Origin of the sequence: Vibrio cyclitrophicus (genome assembly GCF_024347435.1) — a bacterium.
GTDB classification, from domain to species: Bacteria; Pseudomonadota; Gammaproteobacteria; order Enterobacterales; family Vibrionaceae; genus Vibrio; species Vibrio cyclitrophicus.
In genome coordinates this window covers 3,305,879-3,322,164 of record NZ_AP025480.1, presented here as the reverse complement: position 1 = coordinate 3,322,164, position 16,286 = coordinate 3,305,879, and the positions used below count along the sequence as shown (strand labels likewise).

Here is a 16,286-nt window from a genome sequence, read left to right as displayed (position 1 = left end):
TAATTAGGAGTCTTAAATGCTGTCAAAAACTATGGTTGAGCAACTGAATGATCAAATTAACCTAGAATTTTTCTCATCCAATCTATACTTACAAATGAGTGCTTGGTGTGAAGACAAAGGATTTGAAGGTGCAGCAGAGTTTCTGCGTGTTCATGCAGTAGAAGAAATGGAACATATGCAGCGTCTTTTCACTTACGTAAGTGAAACAGGTGCAATGCCAATTCTAGGTGCGATTGAAGCGCCAAAACATGAATTTGATAGCCTGGGTGCCGTGTTCCGTGAAACTTATGAACATGAGCAAATGATTACTCAAAAGATCAACAAATTGGCTCACGTTGCTTTCAGCACACAAGATTACTCAACCTTTAACTTCCTGCAATGGTACGTTGCAGAGCAACACGAAGAAGAGAAGTTGTTTAAAGGTGTATTGGATAAGCTAGAACTTGTTGGTGAAGACGGTAAAGCACTGTTCTTTATTGATAAAGATCTCGCGCAATTGGCAAAAGATGGTTCATCTTCAATTATGGAAGCTCCTGCCGTTTAGGTAGTATGAGAAAGACACTGATTATCTTTTTCTTTTGAGTTTTCTTATGAAGATGTAGGGAGGAAAGGATGATCAGCGGCGACACTATTCTATTTGCACTAATGGTTGTGACTTGTGTGAACTGGGCGCGTTACTTTACTGCGCTAAGAACACTCATTTATATTATGCGAGAAGCACATCCTCTACTTTATCAACAAGTAGACGGAGGTGGATTCTTCACAACTCATGGCAACATGACCAAACAGGTTCGCTTGTTTAGTTACATCAAAAGCAAAGAGTATCACCATCATCACGACGAAGTGTTTATGTCGAAGTGTGATCGCGTAAGACAGTTGTTTATACTTTCTTCTGCTCTGTTGGGTGTAACGTTGCTGTCTTCTTTCATCGTCTAAGTTATTTAGTACGCGTGAAGTAGAGTTTAGGTTTTGGTGTAAAGCTTCGGTTGTTGGTTCGCTAAGCCAAGTAGTGGTTTTGCTGCTGTCTGCAAATTGTACAATTGAACATCAATTGCAAAGTTTAAAATTGCCGCTAGAATAGCGAGCAATTAGTAAGGATGTGCTGTTTATGCACATCCTTTTTTATTGATGGCATTTCGAGAACAGGGCGTACTCGAGGTGCAAAAGTGAAGAAAGCAGAACCCCAATGAGTGAAAAGTTTGATGTAATCGTAATTGGTGCGGGCGCCGCGGGCTTAATGTGTGCTGCGGAAGCGGGTAAGCGCGGCCGACGAGTGCTGGTGGTTGATCATGCAAAGAAACCAGGCAGAAAAATTTTAATCTCAGGTGGCGGCCGTTGTAACTTCACTAACTATGATGTTTCAGCCAACAACTTCCTATGTAACAACCCTCACTTCGTGAAGTCAGCTTTATCTCAATACACCAACTGGGATTTTATCTCGATGGTGAGCAAGTACGGTATTGAGTTCGAAGAGCGAGACCACGGCCAGCTGTTCTGTGTGAATGACCATACCGCAAAAGACATCGTGAGCATGTTACTTGAAGAGTGTAAGCAAGCGAAAGTTGAACAGCGCTACCGCTGTGATGTTCACTCAATCGAAAAAACAGACGCTGGCTTTAAGATGCACCTCAATACCGACGAAGTTGAGTGTGACTCACTTGTCGTGGCGACGGGCGGTTTATCGATGCCGAAACTAGGCGCGACGCCATTTGGCTATAAGATTGCTGAGCAGTTTGGTTTGTCTGTGATGCCGACTACTGCGGGTCTGGTGCCATTTACTCTGCATAAAGAAGACAAAGAAGCCTTTGCTGAGCTTTCAGGAATCGCGATTCCTGCCGAGATCACCGCGCAAGATGGTACCTTATTCAAAGAAGCGTTGCTGTTTACGCACCGTGGCTTATCTGGCCCTTCGGTACTACAAATATCGTCGTTCTGGAAAGCAGGTCAATCGGTCTCTATCAATCTAGTTCCAGAAGTGGACGTTGCCGAGCTGCTTGAAAATTCTCGCGAGAAACACCCAAATCAGAGCCTGAAAAATACCTTAGCGAAAGCATTACCAAAGCGTTTCGTTGAGGTGCTGATTGACCGCAAAGAGCTGGAAGACAAGCCGCTCAAACAGTTCAATGAAAAGCAGCTAAATGACATTGTAGAGCATCTAGAGAGCTGGAAGATTGCGCCAAACGGCACCGAAGGCTACCGAACGGCTGAAGTGACTTTAGGCGGCGTCGATACTAACCACCTATCTTCAAAAACCATGGAGTGTAAGAGCGTGTCTGGCCTCTACTTCATCGGTGAAGTGATGGACGTAACAGGCTGGTTAGGTGGCTATAACTTCCAATGGTGTTGGAGTTCTGGGTTTGCAGCAGGTCAGTGGGTTTAAGCTTTTAGCTTACCTATTAGATTTTAAATGATATAAAAATGGCGAGTCATATGACTCGCCATTTTTGTATCTAGCTTAGAGTTAAAAGTAACCAAATTGATGGTTTTCATGCTCAATCGAACCTTTTAGCTCTTATTTACGCAGCTTTGTTTTTTGAAAACTTGATCTGTTGAATCACCAAGCCAGCAATAATCAGCATCAAGCCAAACAGTGTCGCCGGGTGAATCTCTTCGCCAATAATGGTCGAAAGTAGCATTAACGAGATAAACGGTGAGGCAAAAATTAGGTTGCTGATACGCGCCGTATTGTTGGTTAGCTTGAGTGCTGATAGCCACAAGACAAAGGTAATGCCCATCTCGAACAGACCAACGTAAGTCACCGCCATCCAACCCTTCGCTGTGATTTGGCTAAAACTCTCGCCTTCGTAAACGGTTAAACCAATTGTGAATGGCAGTGCCACTAAGAACCCAAGTAATACACCCACCACAGGGTCAGCTTTATTTTTGGTATTGAGAATCCAGTACCCTGCCCAAAGCAATGTTGAAAGCAGAGCAAGTGCCACACCGAGTGGGCTGTCGAATTGCATGCCTAGCACATCGCCTTTGGTGGCAATCACTACCACACCCGCATAGCTGAAGGTACACGCCACCCAATCTTGCTTACGAATTTTTTGGCCCAGAAAAACCGCTGCCATTAAGGTGAGCGTGATAGCCCAGCTGTAGTTGATGGCTTGAGCTTGAGATGCAGGCAACAGGTCGTAGGCTTTGAATAGAATTAGGTAATAAGCCAGAGGGTTAACCAAGCCTAACAGTAGGTAGTACCAAGGGTTTGATAGGAACGTTGTGCTTAGTTGAGATAGCTTACCTTGGAAGGCGCAGACCGCGATCAGCGCAATCGACGACACAATGCTGGCAATGGTCAGCATTTGAATCGGTGAAAACTCAGCAAGGGTCAGCTTAAAAGCAGTAGCGACTGTTGACCACAGCAATACCGCAGCAAGGCCAAAGCCCAAGGCACGACGTTCGTTCATAGCAACTCATTCTAATTTGATGGGACAGAATACGGAGCGCCTAGTCTATCTGTCGAATTTTAATACGGCAAACTGGACATTTATCCAGTATCAAAATACCATTTAATGAGTTATCTCCAATTAGGCTAAATCATTATCATGCAATGGATTATCGAACATCAGGCAACGCTTATTGCTGCTATTTCCGGCGCGCTCGTCAGCGGCGGTGTGGTGGGCTGGTGGATCAAACAGAAGTTCTCTTTTCAGCAGCGACTTCTTGAACAGCAACTCGAGTCCGACCGTTTGCTGCATGAGTCACAACAATCTCAGCTCAAATCTTCACTCGCAGAGGCGCAACAAGAGCTCAATGAGTTGGATGATGATCGAGATAAAGCGGCATTTGAACTTAAGCAGGCACATGGCAAGGTGATGGCTGCGATGGAGAAGCTGCATTATTTTGAAGCCGTGAAGCAAGAGCGTCAGCAGTACGCCGATGAGATCAATGTGCTTAAGGATCATAAGTCTGAATTAGAAGCTGAGCTGCGCGAACAAGAAGCAAGACACGACCAAGAAAACCTCGCCAATAGCGAAAAGCTACAGTTGCTAGAGCAAGCCGAATCTCGACTTAAGCAGCAGTTCGAACTGTTAGCTAATCAACTGTTTGAGAGCAAAACCGCTAAGGTCGATCAGCAAAATAAACAGAGCCTAGAAGGTTTGTTGTCTCCATTGAGAGAGCAGTTGGAAGGCTTCAAGAAACAAGTGAATGACAGCTTCAGCCAAGAGGCCAAAGAACGTCACACCTTGGTACACGAACTGAAGAACCTACAACGTCTCAATGAGAGCATGACACGTGAAGCGGTTAATCTGACTCAAGCGCTAAAGGGTGATAACAAACAGCAGGGCAATTGGGGCGAAGTGGTACTGGCTCGAGTACTTGCTGAGTCTGGGCTGCGAGAAGGGCATGAATACCAAACTCAAGTGAACCTACAAAACGATGCGGGTAAGCGTTATCAGCCGGATGTGATCGTGCATTTACCACAGGATAAGCAAGTGGTGGTGGATTCTAAAATGGCTTTGGTGGCCTTTGAGCGTTACTTCAATGCTGAAACCGATCAACAACGCGATGCTGCGCTGCGTGATCACTTGGTGTCACTGCGAGCGCACATAAAAGGGTTAAGCCAGAAAGATTATCATCAGCTTAAAGGCATCCAGAGCTTGGATTACGTGCTGATGTTTATCCCGGTTGAGCCAGCATTCCAAGTGGCTATTCAGGCGGATCCTAGCTTGGTCAAAGATGCGATGGAACAAAACATTATCTTGGTCAGCCCAACCACCCTGCTGGTGGCACTGCGTACTATTGATAACTTGTGGCGCAATGAGAGGCAGAACCAAAATGCGCAAGTTATTGCGGAGCGAGCGAGCAAACTTTACGACAAATTACGCTTATTCGTTGATGATATGGAAGGCCTTGGCAGCTCACTTGATAGAGCCAACCAAAGCTACCAAGGGGCAATGAATAAGCTGGTGACTGGGCGTGGCAATGTGATTCGTCAGGCAGAAAGCTTCAAACAACTTGGTGTTGAAGTGAAAAAATCGATTTCGGTTGGGATTGCCGAAATGGCTCAAAATGAGGCTTTTTCAGAAAATGCCTCCTTAGTAGAAAGACAACCTGCTGAGGATAAAGTAAACTAATCGGCTGCAGCGCCTCTAAACAGAGAGTGTGCTGTCGATGAGAACTTACCATGGTAGATAACAGCATTATGGACACAAGCGTGCAGACAAATTCAGCAGTAGAGTCGGAAACCACACACTTTGGTTTCGAAACCGTCGCAAAAGACGAAAAAGTCGCGAAAGTAGCAGAGGTATTTCACTCTGTAGCCGCTAAATACGACATCATGAATGACTTAATGTCGGGTGGTGTTCACCGCTTGTGGAAGCGATTCACGATTGATTGCAGTGGCGTACGCCCTGGTCAACGTATTCTCGACCTTGGTGGTGGTACTGGTGACCTTACTGCGAAATTCTCGCGTATCGTTGGCGAAAAAGGCCACGTGGTTCTTGCTGATATTAACAACTCGATGCTGAATGTTGGCCGCGATAAGCTGCGTGATAGCGGTATTGTTGGCAACGTACATTACGTACAAGCGAACGCTGAAGAACTACCATTCCCTGACAACTACTTCGATTGCATTACTATCAGCTTCTGTCTGCGTAACGTAACCGATAAAGACCAAGCGCTGCGTTCAATGTACCGCGTACTTAAGCCGGGTGGTCGTCTGTTGGTTCTTGAGTTTTCTAAGCCAGTACTTGAGCCTTTATCAAAGGTTTACGATGCATACTCTTTCCACCTATTGCCAAAAATGGGTGAGCTGATTGCTAACGATGCAGACAGCTATCGTTACCTTGCAGAATCTATCCGCATGCACCCGAACCAAGAAACCTTGGAAGGTATGATGCAAGAAGCGGGTTTTGAAAATACGAAATACTTCAACCTAACGGGCGGCATTGTAGCGCTGCACCGTGGTTACAAGTTCTAGTCGAACTTGGTAGCAAGCTCGTAGAGCACGCTAAAAAATAAGAATAAAGATAGAACGGATAGGTTAAGGCTTATCCGTTTTCAAAGGTAAGGACAGTCATGCCATTTGATCCATTGGTCACCGCGGTTATTGAAACCTCTTTAAATACTTTCGTGAACGATGATCCCGCCTTGGTTCGTCGTTTGTCTCGTTTAAAGGGACAGATCATTCAAGTTAATTTGAAAGAGTTGAACAAAACACTCACCTTCGTTTTCAGTCAACAGATCGATGTGTTGTCGGAGTATGAAGGGCAGCCTGATTGCTACCTATCTTTGAATTTATCGGTGTTACCGGAACTGCGTGAGCAATCGAACATCACTAAGCTGATCAAACAAGATAAGTTGATTCTAGAAGGTGATATTCAACTGGCGCAGAAGTTTGCTCAACTGATGACAGACTGCAAGCCAGACTTGGAAGAGTGGTTATCTCGTGCGACTGGTGATGTGGTTGCGCATACCTTAGTGCAAGGTGTTAAAAACGTCGGTGGTTTTGTGGCGAAGCAAGCCACTAAGCATCAAAACCATGTTGCTCAGGTTCTGACAGAAGAGTGGAAGATTGCTCCAGCCCCGTTAGAAGTGGTGCACTTTTGCGACCAAGTTGATGACGTAAAAAGCTCAGTAGCACGCCTTGAAGCTAAATTGAACGCTCTGTTGGAGAAAGCATGACCCCAGCAGAACTGAAACGTCTTTATCATATTATCAAGGTACAGTTAGAGTACGGCCTTGATGAGTTGATGCCTGAGCACCAGTTAACGAAAGCCCCTTTGCTGGCGAGAAAGTCACTGTTTTGGCTTAAGAACAAACATCAAGATAAAGAGTTAGGTCAGCGTTTACGTCTTGCTTTGCAAGAGTTAGGGCTAGTGTGGATCAAGTTTGGTCAAATGATGTCGACGCGTCGTGACCTGTTTCCTCCTCATATCGCTGATCAACTCGCTTTATTGCAAGACCAAGTCGCTCCATTTGACGGCGCGTTGGCCAAGCAAGATATGGAAAAGGCACTGGGTGGTAGCCTAGATAACTGGTTTACCGACTTTGATATCGAGCCACTGGCTTCAGCTTCTATCGCTCAGGTGCATACTGCGAAGCTTAAAGAGAGCGGCCGCGAGATTGTTCTGAAGGTAATTCGCCCTGATATTCGCCCGGTGATTGATGCAGATCTAAAACTGATGCACCGAATGGCGCGTATAGTCGCTAAGTCGCTTCCTGAAGCACGTCGTTTGAAACCTGTTGAGGTGGTTCACGAGTACGAGAAAACGTTACTTGATGAACTGGATCTGCGCCGTGAGGCAGCGAATGCGATTCAACTGCGACGTAATTTTGAAGGCAGCGAAGAGCTGTATGTGCCAGAAGTTATTCCTGATTTAAGCAGTGAAACCTTGATGGTGTCAGAGCGAATCTATGGTATTCAAGTTTCAGATATTGAAACACTGAATGCTAACGGCACCAACATGAAGCTGCTGGCTGAACGCGGTGTGACGGTATTTTTCACCCAAGTGTTCCGCGATAGTTTTTTCCATGCAGACATGCACCCAGGTAACGTATTCGTTAACCCTGAAAATCCAGACAACCCTCAGTGGATTGGTTTGGATTGTGGCATTGTCGGCACGCTCAACAGCGAAGATAAGCGCTATTTAGCCGAGAACCTGCTGGCTTTCTTTAATCGAGATTACCGTAAAGTTGCCGAGCTGCACGTTGATTCGGGGTGGGTACCACACGACACCAATGTTAACGATTTCGAATTCGCGATTCGCATGGTGTGTGAGCCGATTTTTGCAAAACCACTTGGCGAGATCTCATTTGGCCATGTGTTGCTAAACTTATTTAATACAGCAAGACGTTTCAACATGGAGGTTCAACCTCAGTTGGTACTTCTGCAGAAGACCTTGTTGTATGTGGAAGGTCTAGGTCGTCAGTTGTATCCGCAGCTTGATTTGTGGGCAACCGCCAAGCCCTTCCTTGAAACCTGGATGATGAATCAGGTGGGGCCGCAAGCTGTGATCAACGCAGTAAAAGAGCGTGCACCATTCTGGGCAGAAAAACTGCCAGAGCTGCCAGAGCTACTTTATGACAGCTTGCGCCAAGGTAAAGCGATGAACCACAGAATGGATCAGCTTTATCAAGGCTACCGAGATAGTAAGCGTCAGCAAGCGACTGGAAAGTTTTTGTTTGGCGTTGGAGCAACTTTAGTCGTATGCTCCGCAATATTAGTTTCAAGCCCTTATGAGCAGCTATCCATGGGCTGTGGCATCGCAGGTGTCACATTTTGGCTGCTTAGTTGGCGAGCTTACCGTCGTTAGACAGTAGACTCTCTTAATATTTTTATGTGTAGACAGACCCGAGGACAATGACAATGGGTGGTATCAGTATTTGGCAACTTCTAATCATTGCTGTAATTGTAATTTTGCTATTCGGAACAAAGAAACTGCGCGGCATGGGTGGTGACTTAGGTTCAGCGGTTAAAGGCTTCAAAAAAGCGATGAGCGATGAAGACAAGCCTGCAGATAAGAAAGACGCAGACTTTGAACCAAAGAATATTGAGCAGCAGAAGAAAGAAGCGAGCGCTGAAACAACTGCTGAAACAAAGAAAGACAAAGAGCAGGCGTAAATCGTGTTTGATATCGGTTTTTGGGAACTGGTATTAATATCTGTCGTTGGGTTAGTGGTTTTAGGACCTGAGCGTTTGCCTGTGGCGATTCGCAGTGTTTCCAAGTTTGTTGGACAAGCGAAAAGCATGGCAAATAGTGTGAAAGATGAACTTTCTCATGAGCTTAAGGTGCAAGAACTTCAAGAAAACCTACGTAAGGCGGAAAAAATGGGTATGGAAGATTTATCTCCAGATCTAAAAGCATCAGTTGATGAACTCAAGCAAGCCGCTGCTGAGGTTCAACGTCCGTATGCTAAGCCTGAGTCTGATAAGCCAAGTGAGACTAAACCTAGTGTCACGGAAACTGTGGAATCTGAAACCATTCAGGTCAATAGTGAAGCTTCAGCACCGTCAGATAAGAAAGCCGAATAGTCTCGCTAGGAGGAGTCGCCAGATACTTAAGTAGCTCGATGTTTAAGTACATAGGTATGCACGCGACTCCTTTTCGATCTTCCTGTTTAAGAGGTTTGACATGTCTTCGACTGAGCAGACACAGCCTTTAATTAGCCACCTTCTAGAACTACGTAATCGCCTACTACGTGCGATTGTCGCGGTTCTGGTCGTGTTTGTCGGGCTAATTTATTTTGCTAATGATATTTATGAATTTGTATCAGCACCTTTGGTAGATCGCCTACCTGAAGGGGCGACGATGATTGCGACTGATGTTGCATCGCCATTTTTCACACCACTGAAATTAACCTTAATCGCGTCTATTTTTATCGCGGTTCCGTTTATTTTGTATCAGGTGTGGGCTTTTGTCGCTCCGGGCTTATATAAGCATGAAAAGCGCTTGATCATGCCGTTGTTGGCTTCAAGTTCATTGTTGTTTTACTGTGGTGTGGCGTTCGCTTACTTCGTGGTATTCCCATTGGTATTTGGCTTTTTTACGGCTATATCATTAGGGGGAGTTGAGTTCGCAACCGATATATCGAGTTACCTTGATTTTGTACTCGCGTTGTTCTTTGCCTTTGGTATTGCTTTTGAAGTACCAGTCGCGATTATCTTGCTATGTTGGACAGGGGCGACAACGCCTAAAGCTTTGTCAGAAAAGCGTCCTTACATCGTCGTCGGTGCTTTCATTGTTGGTATGATGCTGACACCACCCGATATGATCTCGCAAACCCTGTTGGCGATTCCAATGTGTATTCTGTTTGAGATTGGTCTGTTCTTTGCGCGTTTTTATGTGCGTAAACCAGAAGAGGGTGATGAGGAAGAAGAGGCTGAATCTTAATTGGCAAAGAGCTGATCGTTAGAGCCCAGCAGCAAAAAATCACATAATAAAAAAGCGGCTATTGGCCGCTTTTTTATTATGTTTTGTTTATCGAATCTTTAACTGATAGCCACAGTTTTGGCATATATAGAGCTCTTTGATACCCAAAATTTTATGCCATAGGGTTCGATGTTGACGTTGTAAGTATTGTGAGTGGTCACACATATCTATTATCCCCATATGAATGCGGTTGATAATAGACTCATTGCCTTTTGTTCTCAAATATTATTTGTTAATACAATTAATTTAATTTACTGATAAATCTATAATAAATTGAATAAATCTCTCGCATTTTTAGTGGTTAACGCGTCAACCTCTTCAATCGTCATGCCTCTAAGATCGGCTATTCGCTGTGCAACCAACTCCGTGTACGCTGGCTCATTCCTCTTACCGCGATTGGGTGCCGGTGCTAAATACGGACAATCAGTTTCAAGAATGATGTAATTCATATCAAGGTGAGGGATTACTTTGTCCATGCCTGAGTTTTTGAACGTCGACACGCCTCCTAAGCCTAAATGAAAACCTAACGCATTGATTGCTTGAGCTTCCTCTAAGCTGCTGCCAAAGCAGTGAAACACACCACGTAAGCTGCCGTCTTGTTCTTGGCGAAGTAGTGCGAGTGTTTCTTCAATGGAATCACGGGTGTGGATGACGACAGGTAGGTCGAGGTCTTTTGCCCACTGCAATTGGGTGACGAAGGCCATCTCTTGTTCTGCTTTAAAGGTTTTATCCCAGTACAAGTCGATACCAATCTCACCTACGGCTATAAAGTCATGCTTATCAAACCAAGCTCGAACGGTTTTGAGGGTCTGCTCGATATTTGCATCTACGTAACAAGGGTGCAAACCCATCATTGAACGACATACCTCAGGAAACTGAGCCTCTGTCGCTAGCATTGGCTCGATAGATTCTAAATCGATGTTCGGCAGCAGAATGGTATCAATACCTTGAGCAAGCGCGCGTTGCATGACTTGTTCACGGTCTTCATCGAATTCGCTCGCGTAAATATGGGCATGGGTATCGATCATTGTTTTGTCCTGAAAGCGGTCTTTACTGAATTGTCATGAGTATACGGCAGTGTGAGGAGAAGGTCATTTTTTGCCATTTCTCCCTGTTTTTGAGTGGGTTTTATATTTTACTGTTAGCGTCCTGAGCCATCAGTGATATGCTTTTGCCTGTATTTTGCACTTTTCATATCTAAGCATTTCGGTGCTTAGACTAGGCAAGGAGAATCTAGTGTCTGTTTCAATTCAAGGTCAATTCCCAGGTCGCCGTATGCGCCGTATGCGTAAGCACGACTTTAGCCGTCGCCTAATGGCAGAAAATCAATTGTCTGTGGATGATCTAATCTACCCAATGTTTATTCTTATGGGTAAAGAGCGTCGTGAGCCTGTAGAGTCAATGCCAGGCGTTGAACGCCTGTCTATCGATCTTATGCTTGAGGAAGCGGATTACCTGTCAAAATTGGGTGTTCCTGCAATTGCTCTGTTTCCGGTAGTGAACCAAGATGCTAAAAGTTTATGCGCGGCTGAAGCTCATAACTCAGAAGGTTTGGTACAACGAGCAGTACGCTTACTCAAAGAGCACGTGCCAAATATGGGTGTGATTACTGACGTAGCACTGGATCCGTTCACTACACACGGCCAAGACGGCATCATCGATGAAGATGGTTACGTGATGAATGACGAGACGACTGAAGTCTTGATTAAGCAAGCACTATCACACGCTGAAGCGGGTGCTGATGTGGTTGCACCGTCGGATATGATGGATGGCCGTATTGGTAAAATCCGAGAAGCGTTAGAAGAAGCTGGCTACATTCATACCCAAATCATGGCGTACTCTGCAAAGTATGCATCGTGCTACTACGGCCCATTCCGTGATGCAGTTGGCAGTGCTTCGAACCTGAAAGGTGGTAACAAGAAGAACTACCAGATGGATCCAGCCAACAGCGATGAAGCGATTCATGAAGTCGCGATGGATCTTAATGAAGGTGCGGATATGGTGATGGTGAAACCAGGCATGCCTTACCTAGACATCGTGCGCCGTGTTAAGCATGAACTGCAAGCTCCAACGTTTGCTTATCAAGTATCTGGTGAGTATGCGATGCACAAAGCGGCGATTCAAAACGGCTGGCTGAAAGAGCGTGAAACCGTCATGGAATCACTGTTGTGCTTTAAGCGTGCTGGCGCTGATGGCGTCCTGACGTACTTCGCTAAAGATGTCGCAGAGTGGCTTGCTGAAGATAACGCACAAGCTGCTGAGCACCTGCAAGGCAAGTAAGTACGATCAAGCAAATCATATGATCACCAAAGGGTTGGCCGTTGTGCTAGCCCTTTTGTTTTATGAGGATGAAACAAGATGTCAATCATCGTACGTGAAGGTTCGTTAGAAGAGGTCGTCTCTGTTGTTGAACAGATCTCCGAGTTTGCTAAGAACGAAAGCGTTGCTTCTCTTGCAGAGCGGCTTGCTGGGAAAAAGAGCCTGATTTTAGTGGCTGAAGACGATGACGTGCTGCTTGGTTTTAAGATCGGTTATGCATTGGATCAGCACACTTTCTATAGCTGGTTTGGTGGCGTGTTACCGATCGCAAGGAATAAAGGTGTTGCACAGGCGCAATTAGACACTCAAGAACAGTGGGTGAAGCAACAGGGCTACCAACAGCTAAAAGTGAAATCTCGTAACCAGTTTCCTGCGATGCTGCGTCTGTTATTGAGAAACGGTTACCTAATCGAAAAATTAGAAGAAAAAGAAGACATTAATGCCCATAGAATCCATTTTTTGAAGCAAATTTGAGCACTGCTGTTAACGGCTTATAAATTAAATGAGATTTATTATCATTTAAGTGTTGACTATTAAATGAGAATCATTATTATTAACTTTGTCTTAGGGAATGAGGAAATGTTCACAAGGATGTTAAGTACTCAAGTGTCAACTTGGTTACCCAACAGAATTCTCGCGAACTTGTACTAAGTTCTTTTTGACACGACATTGCTCACATTGCTTCCAGTGTAATTTATAGCTTTTAGGTAAAGCTGTGGTATTCAATTTGAATGGCTTTACCGGTTTTTGCTAGGCGACATCTTCGGGTGTCGCTTTTTTTATACCTTCATTTCAACAAGATGCATATTTAGTGGCACATATTTTTATGAATAAAACGCCATCAGTATTCTTTTCCACAACGCAAGATCGTAAAAAGATCGTTGATCATATGTTCGATCTGTAATTTTATTCTTTACTTTCATGAGCTTATTGTTGTTTTATTGCTTGTTGTGCTTAGTTTTCAACAAGGTGGATAAATAATATAAACAGAGTTATCCACAGAACGCTTGCGTCTAAGAACAAAAAATAACAACAAATCGATTATATCGAACACAACCGAGTGAACGGATACAGATCGACAACGTGGAATCCAACCAACAGACGTGGCATTCTTAACAGATAATTTCTGTACTTACTGGATACACAAACATTATGGCTCGTATTCCTGATAATCCATTGATTCTGATCGATGGCTCTTCTTACCTATATCGCGCGTTCCATGCCTACCCTGGCACCATGAGCAATGGTGATATCCCTACCAACGCTGTTTACGGTGTGGTTAACATGTTACGCAGCATGATGCGTCAATTTGCTTCTGATCGTATTGCGGTTATTTTTGATGCGAAAGGAAAGACGTTCCGTGATGACATGTACCCAGAGTACAAAGCAAACCGACCACCTATGCCTGACGATCTTCGTTGTCAGATAGAGCCTCTGCACAATGTTATTCGTGCGATGGGTTTACCACTTATCTCTATTCCTGGCGTTGAAGCGGATGACGTAATTGGTACGCTGGCTTCTCAGGCTTCAGCTCTCGGTATGCCTGTGCTTATCAGTACTGGTGATAAAGATATGGCGCAATTGGTGGATGATAACGTTACTTTGATCAACACTATGACCAACGTAGTGATGGATCGTGAAGGTGTTATCGAGAAGTTTGGTATCCCGCCAGAGTTGATCATCGATTATCTTGCTCTGATGGGCGATAAAGTGGATAACATTCCGGGTGTCCCGGGTGTCGGCGATAAGACTGCAACCGCATTGCTGCAAGGCATCGGTAGTATCGAAAAGTTGTATCAAAATCTTGATGATATTGCGGCACTTGGTTTCCGTGGTTCGAAAACCATGGCTAAGAAGTTAGCTGATAATAAAGCTAATGCTGATATGTCCTATCAGCTCGCAACAATCAAACTGGATGTTGAGCTTGAAGAGACGCCTGAGTCATTAGTAAAAGCACAACCCAATATCGATGAGCTGATTAAGTTATACGGTCAACTGGTCTTCAAATCTTGGTTGAATGAGCTACTTGAAGGTGGCAATGGTGTCGTTGAGGCGGCTGAAAAATCTGCCGCAGCGGGAGCTGGATCAGTACGTAGCAGCGCTTCTGCAACAACGTCTACTGTAGAGATGAATACATCTGCCGTGACGATTGATCGCAGCAACTACGAAACCATCCTCGATGAAGCGTCATTCAATGTTTGGCTAGAAAAACTGAAAGCGTCTGAAGTATTTGCTTTCGACACGGAAACAGACAGCTTAGATTACATGGTCGCGAACCTTGTTGGCTTGTCATTCGCAACCGAAGAAGGCGTTGCCGCTTACGTACCTGTTGCCCATGATTACTTAGATGCACCGCAGCAGCTGAATCGCGATTGGGTACTTGAACAGCTTAAGCCAATTCTCGAAGATGATTCACAAGCAAAGGTAGGACAAAACCTGAAGTACGATATGAGTGTGCTAGCGCGCTACGGTATCGATATGAAGGGGATTAAATTCGATACCATGTTGGCGTCATACGTTTTCAATAGCGTAGGTGGTAAGCATGATATGGACAGCTTGGCACTGCGTTTCCTACAGCACAGCTGTATCTCATTTGAGCAAATCGCAGGTAAGGGTAAGAAACAACTTACTTTTAATCAAATTGAACTGGGTGAAGCTTCTCCGTATGCCGCGGAAGATGCAGACGTGACACTACGTCTTCATAACCGCTTGATGGAAAACATCAATCAAGATGAAAAGCTTAAAACCATCTATGAAGAAATTGAAGTCCCGCTGATTCCTGTCATGTCTCGCATTGAGCGCACTGGCGTATTCATCGATGACATGTTGCTAGGCGCTCAATCGCAAGAGATTGCGGTTCGTCTGGACGAACTAGAGCAGAAAGCTTACGAGATTGCAGAGCAAGAGTTCAACATGAACTCGCCAAAACAGCTGCAAGCGATCCTGTTTGAGAAAATGGGTCTGCCTGTTATCAAGAAAACGCCATCAGGGGCACCTTCAACCAACGAAGAAGTGCTGCAAGAACTGGCGCTTGATTACCCGCTACCTAAGTTGATTATTGAGTATCGTGGCCTTGCGAAACTGAAGTCTACCTATACAGATAAATTGCCGAAGATGATCAACGCTGAAACAGGCCGTGTTCACACGTCTTACCACCAAGCGGTGACAGCAACGGGCCGTTTGTCTTCGACTGATCCAAACCTACAGAACATCCCAATTCGAAATGAAGAAGGTCGTCGTATTCGCCAAGCCTTCGTTGCACAACATGGTTGGAAGATCCTAGCGGTCGATTACTCTCAAATTGAATTGCGTATCATGGCGCACCTATCGGGTGATAAAGCGTTACTAGAAGCATTCCAACAAGGCAAAGATATCCACGCGGCAACGGCTGCTGAGATTATCGGTGTGGCCATTGATCAAGTTACCACTGAACAGCGTCGTCGTGCTAAAGCCGTTAACTTCGGTCTTATCTACGGCATGAGTGCTTTTGGTTTGGCTAAGCAACTGGGTATTCCTCGTGGGGAAGCACAGCACTACATGGACACTTACTTTGAACGTTACCCTGGCGTAATGCAGTACATGGAAGACACACGCAGCGCGGCTTCAGAGCAAGGCTTCGTTGAAACCATTTACGGCCGTCGTTTGCACCTTCCTGAAATTCAATCTCGTAATGGTATGCGTCGTAAAGCGGCTGAACGCGCAGCGATCAACGCGCCAATGCAAGGTACAGCGGCAGATATCATCAAGAAAGCGATGTTGTTAGTCGATGAGTGGATTCAAGCCGAAGGCGATGGTCGTGTGAAGCTATTGATGCAAGTACACGATGAATTGGTGTTTGAAGTGGAAGAGTCAGCTTTAGCCGAAATTGAAAGTAAAGTACAACAATTGATGGAATCCGCGGCAGAACTAGAAGTGCCGCTTGTGGCGGAAGCTGGCCACGGTGACAACTGGGATCAAGCCCACTAATCAGTTTTTGACCTTATTAAGCAAATTAGTATGAGCCAGTGCACAAACACTGGCTTTTTTTTGTCTCGAATAAAGATGAGCTGTGAAAAGAACTTAGATGTTTTAATAAAACATTCATGAAAA

Annotated in this window: 15 protein-coding genes; 13 read left to right on the top strand and 2 right to left on the bottom strand. The window is 45.0% G+C overall.

Annotated elements, in window-relative coordinates; genetic code table 11:
• Positions 1-16: 16 nt before the first annotated feature.
• From ftnA to OCW38_RS14580, 3 genes are all read left to right on the top strand, one after another.
• A complete protein-coding gene (ftnA, locus tag OCW38_RS14590; protein WP_004735556.1) occupies positions 17-544 on the top strand; it encodes a non-heme ferritin in 528 nt (175 codons plus the stop codon).
• A gap of 68 nt (positions 545-612) precedes the next feature.
• A complete protein-coding gene (gene uspB, locus OCW38_RS14585; RefSeq protein ID WP_004735557.1) occupies positions 613-936 on the top strand; it encodes a universal stress protein UspB in 324 nt (107 codons plus the stop codon).
• Between the two features lie 250 nt (positions 937-1,186).
• Positions 1,187-2,380: a BaiN/RdsA family NAD(P)/FAD-dependent oxidoreductase gene (locus OCW38_RS14580; protein WP_010433467.1), complete on the top strand. Its 1,194-nt coding sequence runs from the start codon at positions 1,187-1,189 to the stop codon at positions 2,378-2,380.
• Positions 2,381-2,516: 136 nt separating this feature from the next.
• On the opposite strand, the gene OCW38_RS14575 is transcribed toward OCW38_RS14580, so the two are convergent.
• A complete protein-coding gene (locus tag OCW38_RS14575; RefSeq protein WP_261894682.1) occupies positions 2,517-3,410 on the bottom strand; it encodes a DMT family transporter in 894 nt (297 codons plus the stop codon).
• A gap of 138 nt (positions 3,411-3,548) precedes the next feature.
• On the opposite strand from OCW38_RS14575, the gene rmuC reads away from it, so the two are divergent.
• The 7 genes from rmuC to tatC all read left to right on the top strand — a co-directional run bounded on the left by rmuC (position 3,549) and on the right by tatC (position 9,839).
• Positions 3,549-5,081 (top strand): DNA recombination protein RmuC, encoded by a 1,533-nt coding sequence (gene rmuC, locus OCW38_RS14570; protein WP_261894680.1) that lies wholly within the window; start codon positions 3,549-3,551, stop codon positions 5,079-5,081.
• 65 nt (positions 5,082-5,146) lie between these two features.
• Positions 5,147-5,926, top strand: coding sequence for a bifunctional demethylmenaquinone methyltransferase/2-methoxy-6-polyprenyl-1,4-benzoquinol methylase UbiE (gene ubiE / locus OCW38_RS14565; protein ID WP_026012235.1), 780 nt, complete (start codon positions 5,147-5,149; stop codon positions 5,924-5,926).
• Between the two features lie 98 nt (positions 5,927-6,024).
• Positions 6,025-6,630, top strand: a complete 606-nt coding sequence (locus OCW38_RS14560; RefSeq protein WP_016768252.1) for a ubiquinone biosynthesis accessory factor UbiJ — start codon at positions 6,025-6,027, stop codon at positions 6,628-6,630.
• The gene (gene ubiB / locus OCW38_RS14555; protein WP_261894678.1) at positions 6,627-8,261 is read left to right on the top strand and encodes a ubiquinone biosynthesis regulatory protein kinase UbiB; all 1,635 of its coding nucleotides are present in this window, start codon (positions 6,627-6,629) and stop codon (positions 8,259-8,261) included. Before OCW38_RS14560 ends, ubiB begins: the two co-directional genes overlap by 4 nt.
• A gap of 53 nt (positions 8,262-8,314) precedes the next feature.
• Positions 8,315-8,569: a Sec-independent protein translocase subunit TatA gene (gene tatA / locus OCW38_RS14550; protein ID WP_004735565.1), complete on the top strand. Its 255-nt coding sequence runs from the start codon at positions 8,315-8,317 to the stop codon at positions 8,567-8,569.
• A 3-nt stretch (positions 8,570-8,572) separates the two neighbouring features.
• Positions 8,573-8,980, top strand: a complete 408-nt coding sequence (gene tatB / locus OCW38_RS14545; RefSeq protein ID WP_010433478.1) for a Sec-independent protein translocase protein TatB — start codon at positions 8,573-8,575, stop codon at positions 8,978-8,980.
• 100 nt (positions 8,981-9,080) lie between these two features.
• Positions 9,081-9,839 (top strand): twin-arginine translocase subunit TatC, encoded by a 759-nt coding sequence (gene tatC / locus OCW38_RS14540; RefSeq protein WP_010433482.1) that lies wholly within the window; start codon positions 9,081-9,083, stop codon positions 9,837-9,839.
• A 302-nt stretch (positions 9,840-10,141) separates the two neighbouring features.
• On the opposite strand, the gene OCW38_RS14535 is transcribed toward tatC, so the two are convergent.
• Positions 10,142-10,906 (bottom strand): TatD family hydrolase, encoded by a 765-nt coding sequence (locus OCW38_RS14535; RefSeq protein WP_261894674.1) that lies wholly within the window; start codon positions 10,904-10,906, stop codon positions 10,142-10,144.
• Positions 10,907-11,114: 208 nt separating this feature from the next.
• Here OCW38_RS14535 and hemB point away from each other — a divergent pair, with 208 nt between their 5' ends.
• The 3 genes from hemB (at position 11,115) to polA (ending at position 16,163) form a co-directional block, all read left to right on the top strand.
• Complete coding sequence (gene hemB, locus OCW38_RS14530) at positions 11,115-12,158, top strand: porphobilinogen synthase (RefSeq protein ID WP_010433487.1); 1,044 nt, start codon at positions 11,115-11,117, stop codon at positions 12,156-12,158.
• A 78-nt stretch (positions 12,159-12,236) separates the two neighbouring features.
• A complete protein-coding gene (locus tag OCW38_RS14525) occupies positions 12,237-12,671 on the top strand; it encodes a GNAT family N-acetyltransferase (protein ID WP_261894672.1) in 435 nt (144 codons plus the stop codon).
• 678 nt (positions 12,672-13,349) lie between these two features.
• Positions 13,350-16,163, top strand: a complete 2,814-nt coding sequence (gene polA / locus OCW38_RS14520) for a DNA polymerase I (protein WP_016787705.1) — start codon at positions 13,350-13,352, stop codon at positions 16,161-16,163.
• Positions 16,164-16,286: the final 123 nt, after the last annotated feature.